Origin of the sequence: Flavobacterium petrolei, from assembly GCF_003314435.2 — a bacterium.
GTDB lineage: Bacteria > Bacteroidota > Bacteroidia > Flavobacteriales > Flavobacteriaceae > Flavobacterium > Flavobacterium petrolei.
Window position 1 is genome coordinate 27933 of the sequence record NZ_QNVY02000004.1, and the last position, 14346, is coordinate 42278.

Genomic DNA, 14346 nt, shown 5'->3' on the forward strand with positions numbered 1-14346 from the left:
ATTAATCTACGAATTCTTTGTTTTCAAAATGATTTTTTAATACTGAGATTCCTTTTTGTAAAAGAAGGTTGTTTGGGTAAATAATGTTTTCATCGTCATTTGTTTTTAAAAAAACATGAAAAGCTCCAATGTCTACTATTTCTGCTTCAATAGGGAAATCCTTGTCGTGAATTTTGATAATATCACCTATTTTAAAGGGAAAAGAAAAAAACAAAATAATACCGGAAGTAATGTTACTCAAAATAGACCATTGGGCAAACATGGCGACACCTACAACGGTTGTGATAGAAGAAAGCGCAATAATAATGTCTTGCGTCTGAACTCCCCAAATTAGTATTAAAGAAATAATCACCAGGATATTTATCAATAAATGTATGTATTTGATAACTAGATTGGTTCTGTGTTCCAGCTTTTGATTTAGTTTTGCATAGCGTCGGACTAATTTGGTTGAAATTATTCGCAATAAAATCAGTAAAATCCCTAAGGTTCCGGTTGCAATTAGTTCCCGAGTAAATTCATGTATGAATGATATTTCCATAAAACGACTAGGCTAAATTATTTAAATATTCATACACTTTATCCGTAGGCATTCCCATAACATTTGCATAGGAACCTTCAATTTTTGAAACGCCAATGAAGCCAATCCATTCCTGAATTCCGTACGAACCTGCTTTGTCATAAGGTTTGTAGTTTTCTAAATAATAACGAATCGATTCATTGCTTAGTTCGTTGAAAGTGACTTTTGTTATTTCGTATAAAATTTCTACTTTTTCATTGGTTTTAAAACAAACGGAAGTAATGACTTCATGAGTAGCATTCGATAAGGATTTCAGGATTTTAAAAGCATCATGTTCGTCTTTTGGTTTACCTAAAGCGGTATTGTTGTGCCAGACAATGGTATCGCTAGTAATCAGAATTTCATCTGGTTTTAATTCTCCTTCGAAAGCGCTGGCTTTCAGTTCAGCCAAATAATTAGTGATTTCGTGCGCTTTTAATTCTGGAGGATAGATTTCTTCAATTTCTTTCAACCGAATTTCAAAATCCAAGTCTAAATCTTTAAAGAATTGCTGACGTCTCGGTGAACCCGAAGCCAGGATTAAAGTGTATTTTTCTAATTTATTTCTAAGCATTATATTTCATATTTAAACTGATAACAACAACGGAAAGGATTCCAAAAAGCAAAATCCATTTTAAAAGCATACTCAAAAAATGGAATTCTTTTTTGGTTGTAGCCGTCCACATTTTTACAGTGAAAAAAATCAGCGGACCTACAACAAAAAGCAATAGATATAGTGTAACGAACAGTAATTCGAACAAGTATTTATTGATGTAAAATAAAATAAAAAAAAGTGGAAAAAAACTTAATCCAAAAACTATTTTTGCAGTTCTGGATTTTCCTATTGCAATAGGTAAGGTGTTCATTCCTTGATTGTAATCGCCATCTGTATCTTCAATATCTTTAACAATTTCCCGAAGCAGATTAATCATAAAAGCAAAAATAGCATAATCTAATAAGATCGAAAAAAACAATCCCATTTGTTGTTGATTGTCTAATCCTGTGGCAGGATATAAATCAAAAATCCCAATTATAATTACACTAAACGAAAGCAACAATGCTACAATAATATTGCCAATGAGCATCATTTGTTTCAGGCTTGTGGCATATAAATATAGTGTAGCTGCAATCAGAATAAAAAGAGCTGCAAAACCTGGTTTTGCAATAACATTCGATAAATAGAAACCAATTGCGACGCCTGTTACAGTAAGTCCAATGTAAAAATTGTAGGCTTGTGTTTCTGAAATGCTTTTGCCTACAATAACAGTTTTGGGCTTGTTGATAGCATCCGTGTTTTGATCAAAAATATTATTAATGACATAGCCACCACCAGCAATCAAAACGGTTGATAAAACCAATAATCCATATTGCCAATCTGCTAATGCCAAAGGAATATTTTGAATTTTAAAAAATCCATACCTAAAAATAAGCTGCATAAAAGCAAGCATGAGCAGGTTTTGATATCGGATGAGTTTTAGAAATGGAACCACAGATGTCATTTAAAATTTACAATTTAATATTTAAAATAGTACTAATCGTGTTTCCCATCAAAATGAGCCATCCATTTCCCTTGCGCTTTCATTACTTGTTCGATAACATCACGTGCAGCACCTTTTCCTCCATTTTTATGCGAAATATATCTTGAAATACCTTTGATTTCAGGACTTGCATCTTGTGGACAAGCCGGTAATCCCACTAATTTCATCACATGATAATCTGGAATATCATCGCCCATATACAAAACCTGTTCTGGTTTTATTTGATAGACATCCGTATATTCATCAAAGGTTTTCACTTTATCAGGTGTGCCCAAATAAATATCAGTAATTCCAAGATTTCGTAATCTAACCCGAACACCTTCATTGCTTCCACCTGAAATAATGCATACATGATAACCGCTTTCAACGGCTGCTTTCATCGCATAACCATCCCTGATGTTCATCGTTCTCAGAATTTCTCCTTCATTGGTTACAAAAACAGAACTGTCCGTAAGTACGCCATCGACATCAAAAATAAAAGTAGTGATATCGTTCATTATTTCTTTATAACTTTTTGCCATTCTCTTGTATTGATTGTGTTAGTATTTTATAAATTTTAAGGTGATTTTCATTGGATAAGAAAGTCTCATGCGCTTCAATAGTAATCGAATCATTGCGTTTTGCAGGACCAGTTTGCGCTTCTTCTGGAGAAAGCACCATTATTTTATTGGCAGTTTCAGCAATTAGCGGTTTCAAAATTTCAAAAGGAACTTGGTTTTCCTCACAAATTTCCTGACCTATTTGGTACAAATGATTCGTGAAATTATTAACAAAAACGGCTGCCACGTGCAAGGCTTTTCGTTGTTCTGAATTGATTGCGAAAACTTTTTCAGAAATAGATTTGGCTACTTTATCCAGTAATTGATAATCTGTAGCATTTTCACTTTCCAAGCAAATGGGAATGATTTTAAAATCAACGGCTTTATTTTTAGTAAAAGTTTGTAAAGGGTAAAAAACTCCTTTTCGGTTATCTTCATCCAAATCATGCAGTGGAACACTTCCGGAAGTATGCACGACCAACCGGTTTTTAAACGGAAGTTGTGACGAAATTGCTCCAATTACATCGTCAGAAACAGCAATAATGTACAAGTCCGCTTCCGCCAAAGTATCTAAATCATTTGTGATCTGATCTAAATTGAGTAGGTGGGAAACATTTGCTGTTTGTCTGGAATACACCTGAATTAAATCGATGTCCGACCCAAGAATTTGAGCATTTTTAAAAGCAGCAATTAGATGTTGCGCAACATTTCCGGAACCAATAATTACTACTTTGACCATGCGACAAAATTAGCAAAAAAATATTAAGATTTTTATTCGAAAATTACACGAACAAAAAAGGGGATTTAGCCTTATTAAGAGCCTTTTCATTCTTTGACTTTCATTCTTATTTTTGGATTAAATTAACAAATGTCAGAATATAGAAGTCAACATTTTTAAGTACTTTTGTGGCACTTTTACAAAACATAATCCCATAAAAATGGATAAAAAAATATTCTCTTTTTTGTTTTCTACCCGCTTAATGGCCTTCTTATTTATTTCCTATGCCGTTGCCATGGCCACCGGAACTTTTATCGAAAGTAAATACAACACCGATACCGCTAAAATTTTAATTTACAATGCCTGGTGGTTTGAAGCCATACACGTATTTTTCTTAATCAATTTCATTGGAAATATTAAGCGTTACCAACTCTTAAAAAAAGAAAAATGGGCTACTTTATTGCTGCATTTGTCTTTTATATTCATTATTGCGGGTGCTTTTGTAACGCGTTACATTAGTTATGAAGGAATGATGCCCATCAGAGAAGGCGCTTCGGAAAATCAAATTTTTTCAGATAAAACGTTTCTGACTGTTTTTGTTGATGGCGAATATAAAGGGGAAATGAAACGCCGCGTTTTTGAAAAACAAGTGTTGCTTTCTCCCGCTGTAAATAATAATTTCCGTATTTCCGAAAAGTTTGCTGACACACCATTTGAAGTAAAATATGAAAATTTCATAATGGGAGCCAAAGAATACATTAAGCCTAATACAAAGGGAACAGTATTTTTAAAAATTGTAGAAGCTGGTGATGGCGGTCGTCACGAGCATTTCTTGAAAGAGGGCGAAGTTCAAAATATTCATAACGTTTTATTTTCTTTAAATAAATATATGGATGGTGCCATAAATATCAATACGACTGGAAGTGCCTATACGATTCAAACGCCTTTTGAAGGTAATTTTATGCGAATGGCAGATAAATTACAGGGCAAAGTGACTAAAGATAATGCGCAACCCTTGATGATGCGTTCTTTATACAGCATAGGTGAAATGCGATTTGTATTTCCAGATCCTGCAGTAAAAGGGATTGTTGATTACGAATCGGATAATGATTTCAAAGCTAAAAGTCATGAGGATGCGGTAACGATAAAAGTTATTGCTGACGGTCAAGAAAAAACAGTTACCGTTTTAGGTTCCAAAGGTAAAGTAGGAGAGGCCAAAACGGTAAAAATTGGGAATATAGATTACTCTTTTTTCTACGGAAGTAAAGCATATGTGTTGCCTTTCAAGATAAAATTGAATGATTTTATTGCTCAGAAATATCCAGGAACAGAGAAAAGTTATTCTTCGTTTGAAAGTAAAGTAACCGTTGAAGATAAAGAACCATTTGATGCCAGAATTTATATGAATAATGTATTGGACCACAAAGGATATCGCTTTTTTCAGTCTAGTTTTGATCCTGATGAAAAAGGAACAGTTTTATCTGTAAATCATGATTTTTGGGGAACTGCACTAACTTATGCCGGTTATTTTATGTTGTATTTTGCAATGATGGCGATTATGTTTACCAAATATTCTCGTTTTGCAGATATCAAACGCAAACTGGAAGTAGTTAAAACTAAGAAAGCTAAATTGTTAACTATTCTTATTTTGTTTTTTAGTTTCAGCACTTTCGCACAAGAACAGGAACACAATCACGCGGATCACGAGGGACATGCGCATACGGAAGCTGAAGCAGCACCGGCAACGCATGCTAATCATACCAAAAAAATATTGAGTCAGGATGAACTGAATGATTTGATTACTAAATATAAAGTTCCTGCAGAACATGCGTCAAAATTTGGTAGACTTGTAATCCAAGACGGTGGCGGAAGAATGAAACCGATTAATACATTTTCATCAGAATTGTTGCGTAAAGTAAGTCATGATGATTCGTATAGCGGAATGAATTCTGATCAGGTATTTTTGTCCATGACACAATATGCGAGTTATTGGATTGAAATCCCAATTATATATATCAAAAGCGGGAATGACAGTATTCGAAAGATTATAGGAGTCGACAAAAAAGCAGAATTTGCTCCTTTTGTGGCTTTCTTTGATGCCAAAGGAAATTATAAGCTTTCTAAATATTTAGAAGAAGCATTTAAAGCGGCTAATCCTAATCAATTCGAAAAAGATTTTATAGAAACGGATAAGAAGGTAAACTTGATGGAATCTGCATTAAGCGGTCGAATATTAAAGATTTTCCCTCTTCCGGATGATAAAAATAACAAATGGGTTTCTTATTTAGAACTCAATGAAGCCGGTTTCAAAGGAATGGAAGCGACCTATACTAAAAATGTATTGCCTTTATATTTTGGTTCTTTGGCTAACGCTTCAACTTCTAATGACTACAAAACAGCCGATGAATTGCTGGAAAGCATCAAAGGTTTCCAAAAACGTTTTGGTAGCAAAGTAAGACCAAGCGAAGAAAAAATTACTTCAGAAGTATTGTATAACAAATATGATGTTTTCAAAAAATTGCCGTATTGGTATATTTTCGCATCGATTTTGATGTTGTTTTTCACGATTTTACAAATCTTCAAAGAAAGAAAGGCATTGAATTATTTAGTTAATTTTATGCACATTGTTGTAATTGGATTATTTGTGTTACACACTTTGGGACTTATTGCAAGATGGTATATTTCTGGTCACGCGCCTTGGAGTAATGCGTATGAATCTATTATATATGTGGCTTGGGCAACGATGTTTTTTGGATTGGCTTTCGACAGGAAATCGAAACTTACGGTGGCTTCTTCAGCGTTTGTAACTGCGATGATTTTGGCTGCGGCCTACATGAACTGGATTGACCCGGAAATTGCTAATCTGCAACCGGTACTGAATTCCTACTGGTTAATGATTCACGTTGCGGTAATTGTGGCTAGTTATGGCCCGTTTGCATTAGGATTTATTTTAGGTGCTGTTTCATTATTACTGATTTTGTTTACCAATGAAAAAAACAAAGCCAAAATGGATTTGAATATTCAGGAAATCACTTATATTAATGAATTAGCCTTGACGATAGGTTTGATAATGTTAACTATTGGAAACTTCCTTGGAGGACAATGGGCCAATGAAAGTTGGGGGCGTTACTGGGGATGGGACCCAAAAGAGACTTGGGCATTGATCAGTATTATGGTGTATGCTTTTGTAATTCATGCCCGATTTGTTCCTTCTTTACGAGGAAAATGGATTTTCAATTTAATGAGCATGTTTGCTTTTATATCTATTTTGTTTACGTATTATGGAGTAAATTTTCACTTGGTAGGATTGCATTCTTACGCAAGTGGTGAAGCACATTCATTGAGTTGGATTTGGTATTCTCTTGGAGGAATTACTTTATTTGGTGCAGTTTCCTATCCAAAATATAAGAAGTATTATAAAAAATAAGATTTTTTTGATTCTTAAAGCTGTTCTTTTGAGCAGCTTTTTTTGTTTTTAGAAGTACTAAAAAAACTTCTTTAATTGTATTATTTTTATAAAAAATATATGCTATGAATTTCGACTATAAATTATCTTTATTATTATGCTCTTTTTTTTGGATGGTTAGCTGTCAATCGCAAAATGTGATTTATGATAAGGAAGAAGTCAATAATCAATGTATTAATGACAGTACGTTTGTAAATTTAAAACAGTACAGTCAAGATTTTGTCTATGATATGAAATATGCTACAGCTGATAATTTCTTAAAAGCAAAAGTCTATGATTGTGGAGAATGTTTTTTACGGCTAAAAACGGTTAATGCACTTATTGAAGCAAACAAAAAGTTTATTGAAAAAGGATACAAAATCAAAATTTTTGATTGTTATCGTCCTTTAGACATTCAGAAAAAAATGTGGAAAATTGTTTCTAATCCAAAATACGTTGCTAACCCTGGCAAAGGTTCTATTCACAATAGAGGAGGAGCAGTAGATATTACTTTAGTAGACCGTTTTGGAAAAGAATTAGGCATGGGAACTTCCTTCGATTTTTTTGGAAGAGAAGCAAGTCACAATTATCCAAATGTTTCAGAAGAAGTGAAGCAAAACAGAATAGTATTGAAAACTATAATGACAAGTAGCGGGTTTAATTCTTTTGATTCAGAATGGTGGCATTACAATTTGAAATCAGGGTTGAATGATAAAGTTTCTAATGTTAAATGGGAATGTAAATAAGTACTTATTCAATGCATTTTAAGTTATCAATGAAATAGGTCTCGGGATTGTAAATTTCGCTCGTTAATTCAGATTTGAACTCTTTTTTGAAGACGTAATCTTCTATATCTGTTAAGTATTTAATTCGCATCATCGATACAGGTGAGCTTTTTAAATCCTGAAAACTATCTTTCATAAACATAAAAATACCAGAATTAACTCTATTGTCAAATCCTTTTTCATCACGGATCATGGTGCCGCAATTTTCTTGATCAATATGAATCAATGTGATTATTTTTCCATTATTTAACTGTAAAAATAATTTGGAGTTTTTATCAAAACAATTTGCTTTCAAAAAGTCTTTACTTTTTTGAATTAATTGAACTGTTAAAGTTGGTAAGCCATCTGTTAAGGCTAAAGAATAAAAAATATAACTTGAATTCCCTGCAAAATTTTTTTCGCTAATCATGTATTCTTTGGTTGCTTTATAAGTCCCAATAGAATCAGTTACGTTAGCACTGTATTCGCATGGTTTTTGAGCAAATATGTTCAGACTGAAGAATAATATGGTTATTGTAATAATGTATTTCATTTTATGATATTTTGGTGCAAATTAAAACAATTTTATTATTATTCTCATCGGTTGTGAAAAAACAATAGACATTTCCGCCGTCTTTTATTTTCCATTTTTTCCGAATGCTTTCTACACTATCTGGAAAATTTCGTGTTGTGATATTTGCTTGTGTGTGTTCTAAAAAGGATTTCATTTCCAGTTTGTTGTACGGCAAAAATTTTTGAATTTCAAAAACACGTCCTGGAAAAGATTTGATTTCAGTCGAAGTGTATAAATGAGAATGCTTATGAAGTTTATCTAAATTGTAGAGGGAACTTACGGCATCGAATCCACCAGATTTCATTATTGCACTATTGGGTTCGTAAAGATATTTTTTTGGCAAACTTAAGGTTGAAGAATTAGATTCCTCATTCAAAATAAATTCAAAAGTGTCTGATTTATCCTTTGTTATGTTTATTGTTTTTATAGATGTATTGCCAGAAAAAGATTTGTGGATTTCCCATAATAACTCTTTAACTTCGTTATCAATGGCTACAATATGAATCGTTTTTACGTGTTGTAATTCTGATAATCCAGCTGAAATATCTAGTAATGGAGCAGTTTTGATTAAAATTGCCTCTGTATTTTTAAAATAAAAATCTAAATTTTCAGGTACATTAGGCAAGCAATCTTTGAGCAGAAATACTTTTCCTTTGGCATCATTTCGTCTGGATGGATCAATGTAAATCCAGTCCCATTTTTTATTTAAAATGTGTAAAGTATCCAAACTATCGCCTGAATAACAAGTAATATTTAAAACATTCAATTGTTCAAAATTGTGTTTTACAACCGCTGATAATTCTAAATTTATTTCACAATGGACGACATTCTTTATTTTTTTTGCAAAATAATAATCGTCTACACCAAAACCTCCCGTCAAATCAATTAAACTTTCACCAGAAACTAAGGAAGCTTTATATTCTGCTGTTTTTTGTGATGAAGTTTGTTCTATTGATATTTTACTGGGATAAATAATATTTTTAGTAGCAAACCAATTTGGTAATTTGTCTTTTGCTTTTGATTTGGCTTCAATTTGATTCAAAATACGAATCCAATCCACGTCAGGAAATGGATTTTTTTGAAGCGCTAATTTCGAAATGCTCGTGCCAATATTCGCATTGATAAATGCTTGTATTTCGGGATTTAAAAGCATTAAATCCAACATTAAATATCTTTTGTTAATAGCATGATAATTTTGTTTTCTGGGAAAAATTCTTTACCCATTACTTTAATTATGGTGTATAAAGGAACAGCGACTATCATTCCTAATATACCGAAAAGAAAGCCTGCAATCAGGATAACAAGAAATATTTCCAGCGGATGTGAACTTACACTTTTTGAAAAAATGATGGGCTGGGATAAATTATTATCGATAATTTGAACAATCCAAAAACCAATTAAAACATAAACGGTGGTTGGTAAAATTTCAGATTGAAAATCACTTCCCAGATTGCTTAACATAGTTAGAATTGCAGCCAAAACAGATGCAATAAGCGGTCCAATATAGGGGATAATATTCAAAACCGCACATAAAAAGGCAATAACAAGCGCGTTTGGAACTCCAAAAAGGAATAACACAATTAGGTATAAAAGGAATACAATGAATAATTGAAGCAATAATCCAATAAAATAGCGAGATAGCAAGTGATTAATTTTTTCTAATGAATGTAATATTTGATCTTCATGGCTATTTGGAATTAGTTTTTTTGCTCCTACAATGAACATGAGTCTATCTTTTAAAAAGAAAAAAGTAATGAATAAAACAGAACCTAATCCAACGCCTAAACTACTTAGTGTACCTAGAATCGTATTTAAAAAGTTAGGTATAAAATTAAAATTTATTTTGGAGGTTATGTTTGCTTCTTGTAAAACTTGAGCAGAGTCAATTTGGTGATTGTCTAGAAAAACGGTAATTTGATTGATTAACTGAAGTATGTCTTTTTCAATCTCAGTAGTGTTAAGAAGTGATAGGTTTTGTCCTTGAGATAAAATCAAAGGAACAAACATCATTATAAAACCAAAAATGATTAATATGAAAATAAATAATGTTGCTATCGTTGCAACAATATGATTCAATTTTAATCGCTTTTTAAAAAAGTCTAAAATGGGATTTCCTATTAATGTGAGTATGAATGATACAACAAGATAAATCAGTACGGATTGAATTTGATAAAAAAAGAACAACACTAAGCCACAGAAAGTTAGTGTTAATAATGCTCTGAGAATCCCGTTTGAAATGGTTTTTGATGTAATCATGTTCCTAATTTAGATTGTAAATATAAAAAAACTCGCTAACAAGTAGCGAGTTTTGATTTCAAAAAAAACTAAAAAATTATATTCCGAAACTTGCTCTTGCTCCACCGGAAACAAATAAAGCAGCCATTCTAGATTTTTGACCGTTAGAGAACATATACATTCCTGCATCGTCAGTATAGTCCATGTAGTTCATTGTCATTTCAACTGGAGTACCAGTACAAGTGCTGTAGTGAGGATAAGCAGGAATACCATAGTTTGCATCATTGTGTGTAGGTGTATCAGAAACTAAATCGCTTCCACAAGTAGCATCACCCCAAATGTGACGTAAGTTCATCCAGTGACCCACTTCGTGAGTAGCTGTTCTTCCTAAATTAAAAGGTGCAGCGGCAGTACCTGTTGATCCAAAAGCATTGTTGTCAATTACAACTCCGTCAGTAGCAGAAGCTCCTCCAGGAAACTGTGCATAACCAAGAATACCGCCACCCAAGTTACATGACCACATGTTTAAAACAGTTGTAGGTGTAGTTGGAGCAATTCCTTTTGCTGATTTTTTCATAGCATCATTAGTAGACCATGAAGAGGTACTTGTAGATTTTCTTACTACATTTTGTAATACAAATGTAATTCCAACATTCGCTTTTACGCCTGAGAATAAAGTAGGAACTGAAGAATAATCAGAATTTAAAGCATTAAAATCTTTATTTAAGACATCAATTTGAGATTGGATTTGAGCCAATGAAATATTTTCTGCAGCAGTTCTGTATAAAACGTTTACGACCACTGGAATTTCTACTTTACCGTTTACTAAACGTCCCGATAACATTGCTTTCTCCGTAAAAGCGTCAATTTTATTCATTCTTAAAGCTAATGTTGGATCAGCTTTCATTTGTGCTGCAAGAACTTCTTGTGAAGCACAACCACGTCGCGATACTGCACTTGCTTCTGGATTAGATTCTGTTGTGTCATTCTGACAAGAGAAAAGCATTAAAAATGCCGCAGCAGATAAAAAAATTTTTTTCATAATAAATTTGTTATAAATTAATAGTTTTGGTTAATTATTTCACAATTTTATAACAAATTTTTCATAAAAAAAACAATTGATCAACTTTTTTATTAAATAATTTCTAACTCTCACATTTTACGGGTTTCCGTAAAATTAGATTTTTTTATTTTCAATGTATTTTCTTATGTTTGAATTTAATATTCAGTAAAAAATTACTTCTTTTCGTATGTTTAATTGAATGATTTATGACCTTTGTTGCCGTTTGTTCTGATAATTCGCTAATTTACTTAAAATATAGGAATGTGTTACTTGAGTGAAATAAGTGTTAATCTAGATTTTTTAAGTCAATTTTATTAACTACGATATCACAAATAGTCTAAAGTAATGGGGTAATTTTTAAAAATATGAAATATAGAAAGAGTTATTTTGCTATATTTTATAGTAAATAAGTGTTCAATATATTTTTTTTAAAACCTGATAATTTCAGGTTTAAAATATAAAGATAATAAATGAAATTCGAATAGATCGAGAGAAATAGATTCCGTTTAGTTGCTAAAAATATAACTCATGATGTTAGCGCCCATTTTTAAAGCTTTTTCGCGTACTGCTGCAGGATCGTTATTGACTTCAGGATCTTCCCAGCCGTCTCCTAAATCGCATTCATAGGTGTACAATAGGACCAGTTTGCTTTTTATAAAAATTCCAAATGCTTGTGGTCGTTTCCCGTCGTGTTCGTGTATTTTTGGTAAGCCAGCAGGAAATGTATAAGGCTTTTGGAAAATAGGATGATTCGCTGGTATTTCAACTAAGTTATTATTGGGGAATACTTTTTTTATTTCTTTTCTTATATATTGGTCCATCCCATAATTATCGTCAATATGAAGAAATCCTCCCGCCAGTAAATAATTTTTAAGATTGCTTACTTCAGCTTCATTAAAAACGATATTTCCGTGACCAGTGAGGTGTACATAAGGATATGAAAATAAATCTGGACTTCCTGGTTCAACAGTTGCCGGTTTTATTTTTATACGGGTATTAATATTGGTGTTGCAATATTTTATCAAGTTAGGCAGCGACGTTGGATTTGCATACCAATCGCCACCGCCACTGTATTTTACCAAAGCAATTTCTTGCGAAAACAAAGGTGTTGAAAGGATTAACAGAAGATAAAATAGTTTCCTCATAATAAAATTAGTTATTCTTCATTAACAAATACTACGCTGTGACAGGCAACTATTGCCGCAGTTTCTGTGCGTAATCTGGTGTTTCCCAAAGAAACGGCAGTAAAATCATTTTCTAGAGCCAAAACGATTTCTTTTTCGGAAAAGTCGCCTTCAGGACCTATCAGCATAGTAATATTTTCATTTGGTTTCAAAACAGATTTCAATGTTTTTTTATCTGTTTCTTCACAATGCGCAATTAGTTTTATATCTTCATTTTTAAGTTTTACAAATTCCTTAAAAGTGATAGCGGGATTCAATTTAGGCAAATATAATTCATTAGATTGCTTCATCGCTGTCAATAAAATTTTATCAAATCGTTCGTTATTGATGACTTTGCGTTCAGAGTGATCGCAAATAATTGGTGTAATCTCTTGTATACCTATTTCGGTGGCTTTCTCCAGAAACCATTCATAGCGGTCGTTCATTTTAGTGGGCGCTACAGCCAGATGCAATCTGAATTTTGAAGGAGCGGCTTTTTCGAAAGAAATGATTTTAACGGTGCATTTACTGTCGGAAGCCAATGTGATTTCAGTTTTAAATAAAAAACCTAAGCCATTGGTAACATATAATAGGTCCGTATCTTTTTTGCGCAATACTTTAATGATGTGTTTGCTTTCCTCTTTATCAAAAGAAAAAATCGCAGTAGATTCCGTAATAGTTGGATTGTAAAATAATTGCATAATTTAGAATTGTATTCTTGCTTTAGAAACTACTGAAGAAGTTTCAAATGATTGTGTTAAAAATTTTTGATAACCCACAATTCCAATCATTGCGGCATTATCAGTGGTGTATTCAAATTTAGGGATAAATGTTTTCCATCCGTATTTGTTCTCGGCTTCTTTCAACGTATTTCTAATTCCGGAATTGGCAGAAACACCTCCGCCAATAGCAATTTGTTTTATTCCGGTTTCTTTTACGGCTAATTTCAATTTATCCATCAAAATTTCTATAATGGTAAACTGAATCGAAGCGCAAATATCATTGAGGTTTTCATCAACAAAATTAGGGTTTTCTAATTTTTTCTTTTGGATAAAATATAAAATTGCCGTTTTCAAACCAGAGAAACTAAAATCTAAACCAGGAACTTTTGGTTTGGTAAAAGCAAATGCTTTTGGATTTCCCAGTTGCGCATATTTATCAATCAAAGGACCACCTGGATAGGGAAGTCCTAAAATTTTTGCGCTTTTGTCAAAGGCTTCACCAACTGCATCATCTGTAGTTTCGCCAATTACGGTCATATCAAAAAAATCATCCACTTTAATGATTTGAGTATGTCCGCCGCTGATGGTCAACGCCAAAAAGGGAAAGGTAGGTTTGTCAAAACTTTCTTCCTCAATAAAATGAGCCAAAACATGGGCTTGCATGTGGTTTACGGCTATCAATGGAATTTGCAACGCCAGCGCCAATGATTTTGCAAAAGAACTTCCTACCAAAAGCGAACCCATAAGGCCAGGACCTTGGGTGAAAGCAATTGCGGATAGTTGTTCTTTTTGTATATTTGCCTTGCGAAGAGCAGCATCGACAACGGGAACAATATTTTGTTGGTGCGCACGAGAGGCAAGTTCAGGTACCACGCCACCGTATTGATTATGAATTAGCTGATTTGCCACAACATTTGACAGCACTTTATCGTTTTGTAAGATGGCGGCGGCAGTATCGTCACAGGAACTTTCGATGGCAAGAATAAAAACCTCGGGATTTTGCATAAAAAGGCACAAATTTTGAATTAC

General features: G+C 32.9%; 14 protein-coding genes. 2 read left to right on the top strand and 12 right to left on the bottom strand.

What is annotated here, in order from left to right; genetic code table 11:
- Position 1 precedes the first annotated feature (1 nt).
- The 5 genes from DR871_RS11970 to DR871_RS11990 all read right to left on the bottom strand — a co-directional run bounded on the left by DR871_RS11970 (position 2) and on the right by DR871_RS11990 (position 3372).
- On the bottom strand, positions 2-532 hold the full coding sequence (locus tag DR871_RS11970) for a mechanosensitive ion channel domain-containing protein (RefSeq protein ID WP_113666704.1): 531 nt from the start codon (positions 530-532) through the stop codon (positions 2-4).
- A 13-nt stretch (positions 533-545) separates the two neighbouring features.
- Positions 546-1130 (bottom strand): Maf-like protein, encoded by a 585-nt coding sequence (locus DR871_RS11975; protein ID WP_113666674.1) that lies wholly within the window; start codon positions 1128-1130, stop codon positions 546-548.
- Entirely contained in the window at positions 1123-2004 is an 882-nt protein-coding gene (locus DR871_RS11980) for a geranylgeranylglycerol-phosphate geranylgeranyltransferase (protein ID WP_242497118.1), read from the bottom strand. Before DR871_RS11980 ends, DR871_RS11975 begins: the two co-directional genes overlap by 8 nt.
- Positions 2005-2087: 83 nt before the next feature.
- Positions 2088-2615 carry a KdsC family phosphatase gene (locus tag DR871_RS11985; RefSeq protein ID WP_113666672.1) on the bottom strand — a complete coding sequence of 176 codons (528 nt, stop codon included), beginning with the start codon at positions 2613-2615 and terminating at the stop codon, positions 2088-2090.
- Complete coding sequence (locus DR871_RS11990; protein ID WP_113666671.1) at positions 2599-3372, bottom strand: Rossmann-like and DUF2520 domain-containing protein; 774 nt, start codon at positions 3370-3372, stop codon at positions 2599-2601. The genes DR871_RS11985 and DR871_RS11990 overlap by 17 nt, the downstream gene beginning before the upstream one ends.
- A gap of 199 nt (positions 3373-3571) precedes the next feature.
- On the opposite strand from DR871_RS11990, the gene ccsA reads away from it, so the two are divergent.
- Together ccsA and DR871_RS12000 are read left to right on the top strand one after the other, a co-directional pair.
- Positions 3572-6778 (top strand): cytochrome c biogenesis protein CcsA, encoded by a 3207-nt coding sequence (gene ccsA, locus DR871_RS11995; RefSeq protein WP_113666670.1) that lies wholly within the window; start codon positions 3572-3574, stop codon positions 6776-6778.
- A gap of 104 nt (positions 6779-6882) precedes the next feature.
- The gene (locus tag DR871_RS12000; RefSeq protein ID WP_113666669.1) at positions 6883-7542 is read left to right on the top strand and encodes a M15 family metallopeptidase; all 660 of its coding nucleotides are present in this window, start codon (positions 6883-6885) and stop codon (positions 7540-7542) included.
- A 4-nt stretch (positions 7543-7546) separates the two neighbouring features.
- Here DR871_RS12000 and DR871_RS12005 read toward each other — a convergent pair whose 3' ends face one another.
- The 7 genes from DR871_RS12005 to tsaD all read right to left on the bottom strand — a co-directional run bounded on the left by DR871_RS12005 (position 7547) and on the right by tsaD (position 14322).
- Complete coding sequence (locus DR871_RS12005; protein ID WP_113666668.1) at positions 7547-8113, bottom strand: hypothetical protein; 567 nt, start codon at positions 8111-8113, stop codon at positions 7547-7549.
- A 1-nt stretch (position 8114) separates the two neighbouring features.
- Entirely contained in the window at positions 8115-9296 is a 1182-nt protein-coding gene (locus DR871_RS12010; protein WP_113666703.1) for a THUMP-like domain-containing protein, read from the bottom strand.
- Positions 9297-9298: 2 nt separating this feature from the next.
- Positions 9299-10390 (bottom strand): AI-2E family transporter, encoded by a 1092-nt coding sequence (locus DR871_RS12015; RefSeq protein ID WP_113666667.1) that lies wholly within the window; start codon positions 10388-10390, stop codon positions 9299-9301.
- A 76-nt stretch (positions 10391-10466) separates the two neighbouring features.
- Complete coding sequence (locus DR871_RS12020; RefSeq protein ID WP_113666666.1) at positions 10467-11411, bottom strand: zinc metalloprotease; 945 nt, start codon at positions 11409-11411, stop codon at positions 10467-10469.
- Between the two features lie 527 nt (positions 11412-11938).
- Positions 11939-12577 carry a DUF4159 domain-containing protein gene (locus DR871_RS12025; protein WP_113666665.1) on the bottom strand — a complete coding sequence of 213 codons (639 nt, stop codon included), beginning with the start codon at positions 12575-12577 and terminating at the stop codon, positions 11939-11941.
- Positions 12578-12588: 11 nt separating this feature from the next.
- A complete protein-coding gene (locus tag DR871_RS12030; protein ID WP_113666664.1) occupies positions 12589-13296 on the bottom strand; it encodes a 16S rRNA (uracil(1498)-N(3))-methyltransferase in 708 nt (235 codons plus the stop codon).
- A 3-nt stretch (positions 13297-13299) separates the two neighbouring features.
- Positions 13300-14322 carry a tRNA (adenosine(37)-N6)-threonylcarbamoyltransferase complex transferase subunit TsaD gene (tsaD, locus tag DR871_RS12035; protein WP_113666663.1) on the bottom strand — a complete coding sequence of 341 codons (1023 nt, stop codon included), beginning with the start codon at positions 14320-14322 and terminating at the stop codon, positions 13300-13302.
- Positions 14323-14346: the final 24 nt, after the last annotated feature.

Coding starts and splice junctions, on each gene's coding strand:
- DR871_RS11975 (WP_113666674.1), bottom strand. CDS start 1,130: ATGCTTAGAAATAAATTAGAAAAATACACTTTAATCCTGGCTTCGGGT.
- DR871_RS11980 (WP_242497118.1), bottom strand. CDS start 2,004: ATGCTTGCTTTTATGCAGCTTATTTTTAGGTATGGATTTTTTAAAATT.
- DR871_RS11985 (WP_113666672.1), bottom strand. CDS start 2,615: ATGGCAAAAAGTTATAAAGAAATAATGAACGATATCACTACTTTTATT.
- DR871_RS11990 (WP_113666671.1), bottom strand. CDS start 3,372: ATGGTCAAAGTAGTAATTATTGGTTCCGGAAATGTTGCGCAACATCTA.
- ccsA (WP_113666670.1), top strand. CDS start 3,572: ATGGATAAAAAAATATTCTCTTTTTTGTTTTCTACCCGCTTAATGGCC.
- DR871_RS12000 (WP_113666669.1), top strand. CDS start 6,883: ATGAATTTCGACTATAAATTATCTTTATTATTATGCTCTTTTTTTTGG.
- DR871_RS12005 (WP_113666668.1), bottom strand. CDS start 8,113: ATGAAATACATTATTACAATAACCATATTATTCTTCAGTCTGAACATA.
- DR871_RS12015 (WP_113666667.1), bottom strand. CDS start 10,390: ATGATTACATCAAAAACCATTTCAAACGGGATTCTCAGAGCATTATTA.
- DR871_RS12020 (WP_113666666.1), bottom strand. CDS start 11,411: ATGAAAAAAATTTTTTTATCTGCTGCGGCATTTTTAATGCTTTTCTCT.
- DR871_RS12025 (WP_113666665.1), bottom strand. CDS start 12,577: ATGAGGAAACTATTTTATCTTCTGTTAATCCTTTCAACACCTTTGTTT.
- DR871_RS12030 (WP_113666664.1), bottom strand. CDS start 13,296: ATGCAATTATTTTACAATCCAACTATTACGGAATCTACTGCGATTTTT.
- tsaD (WP_113666663.1), bottom strand. CDS start 14,322: ATGCAAAATCCCGAGGTTTTTATTCTTGCCATCGAAAGTTCCTGTGAC.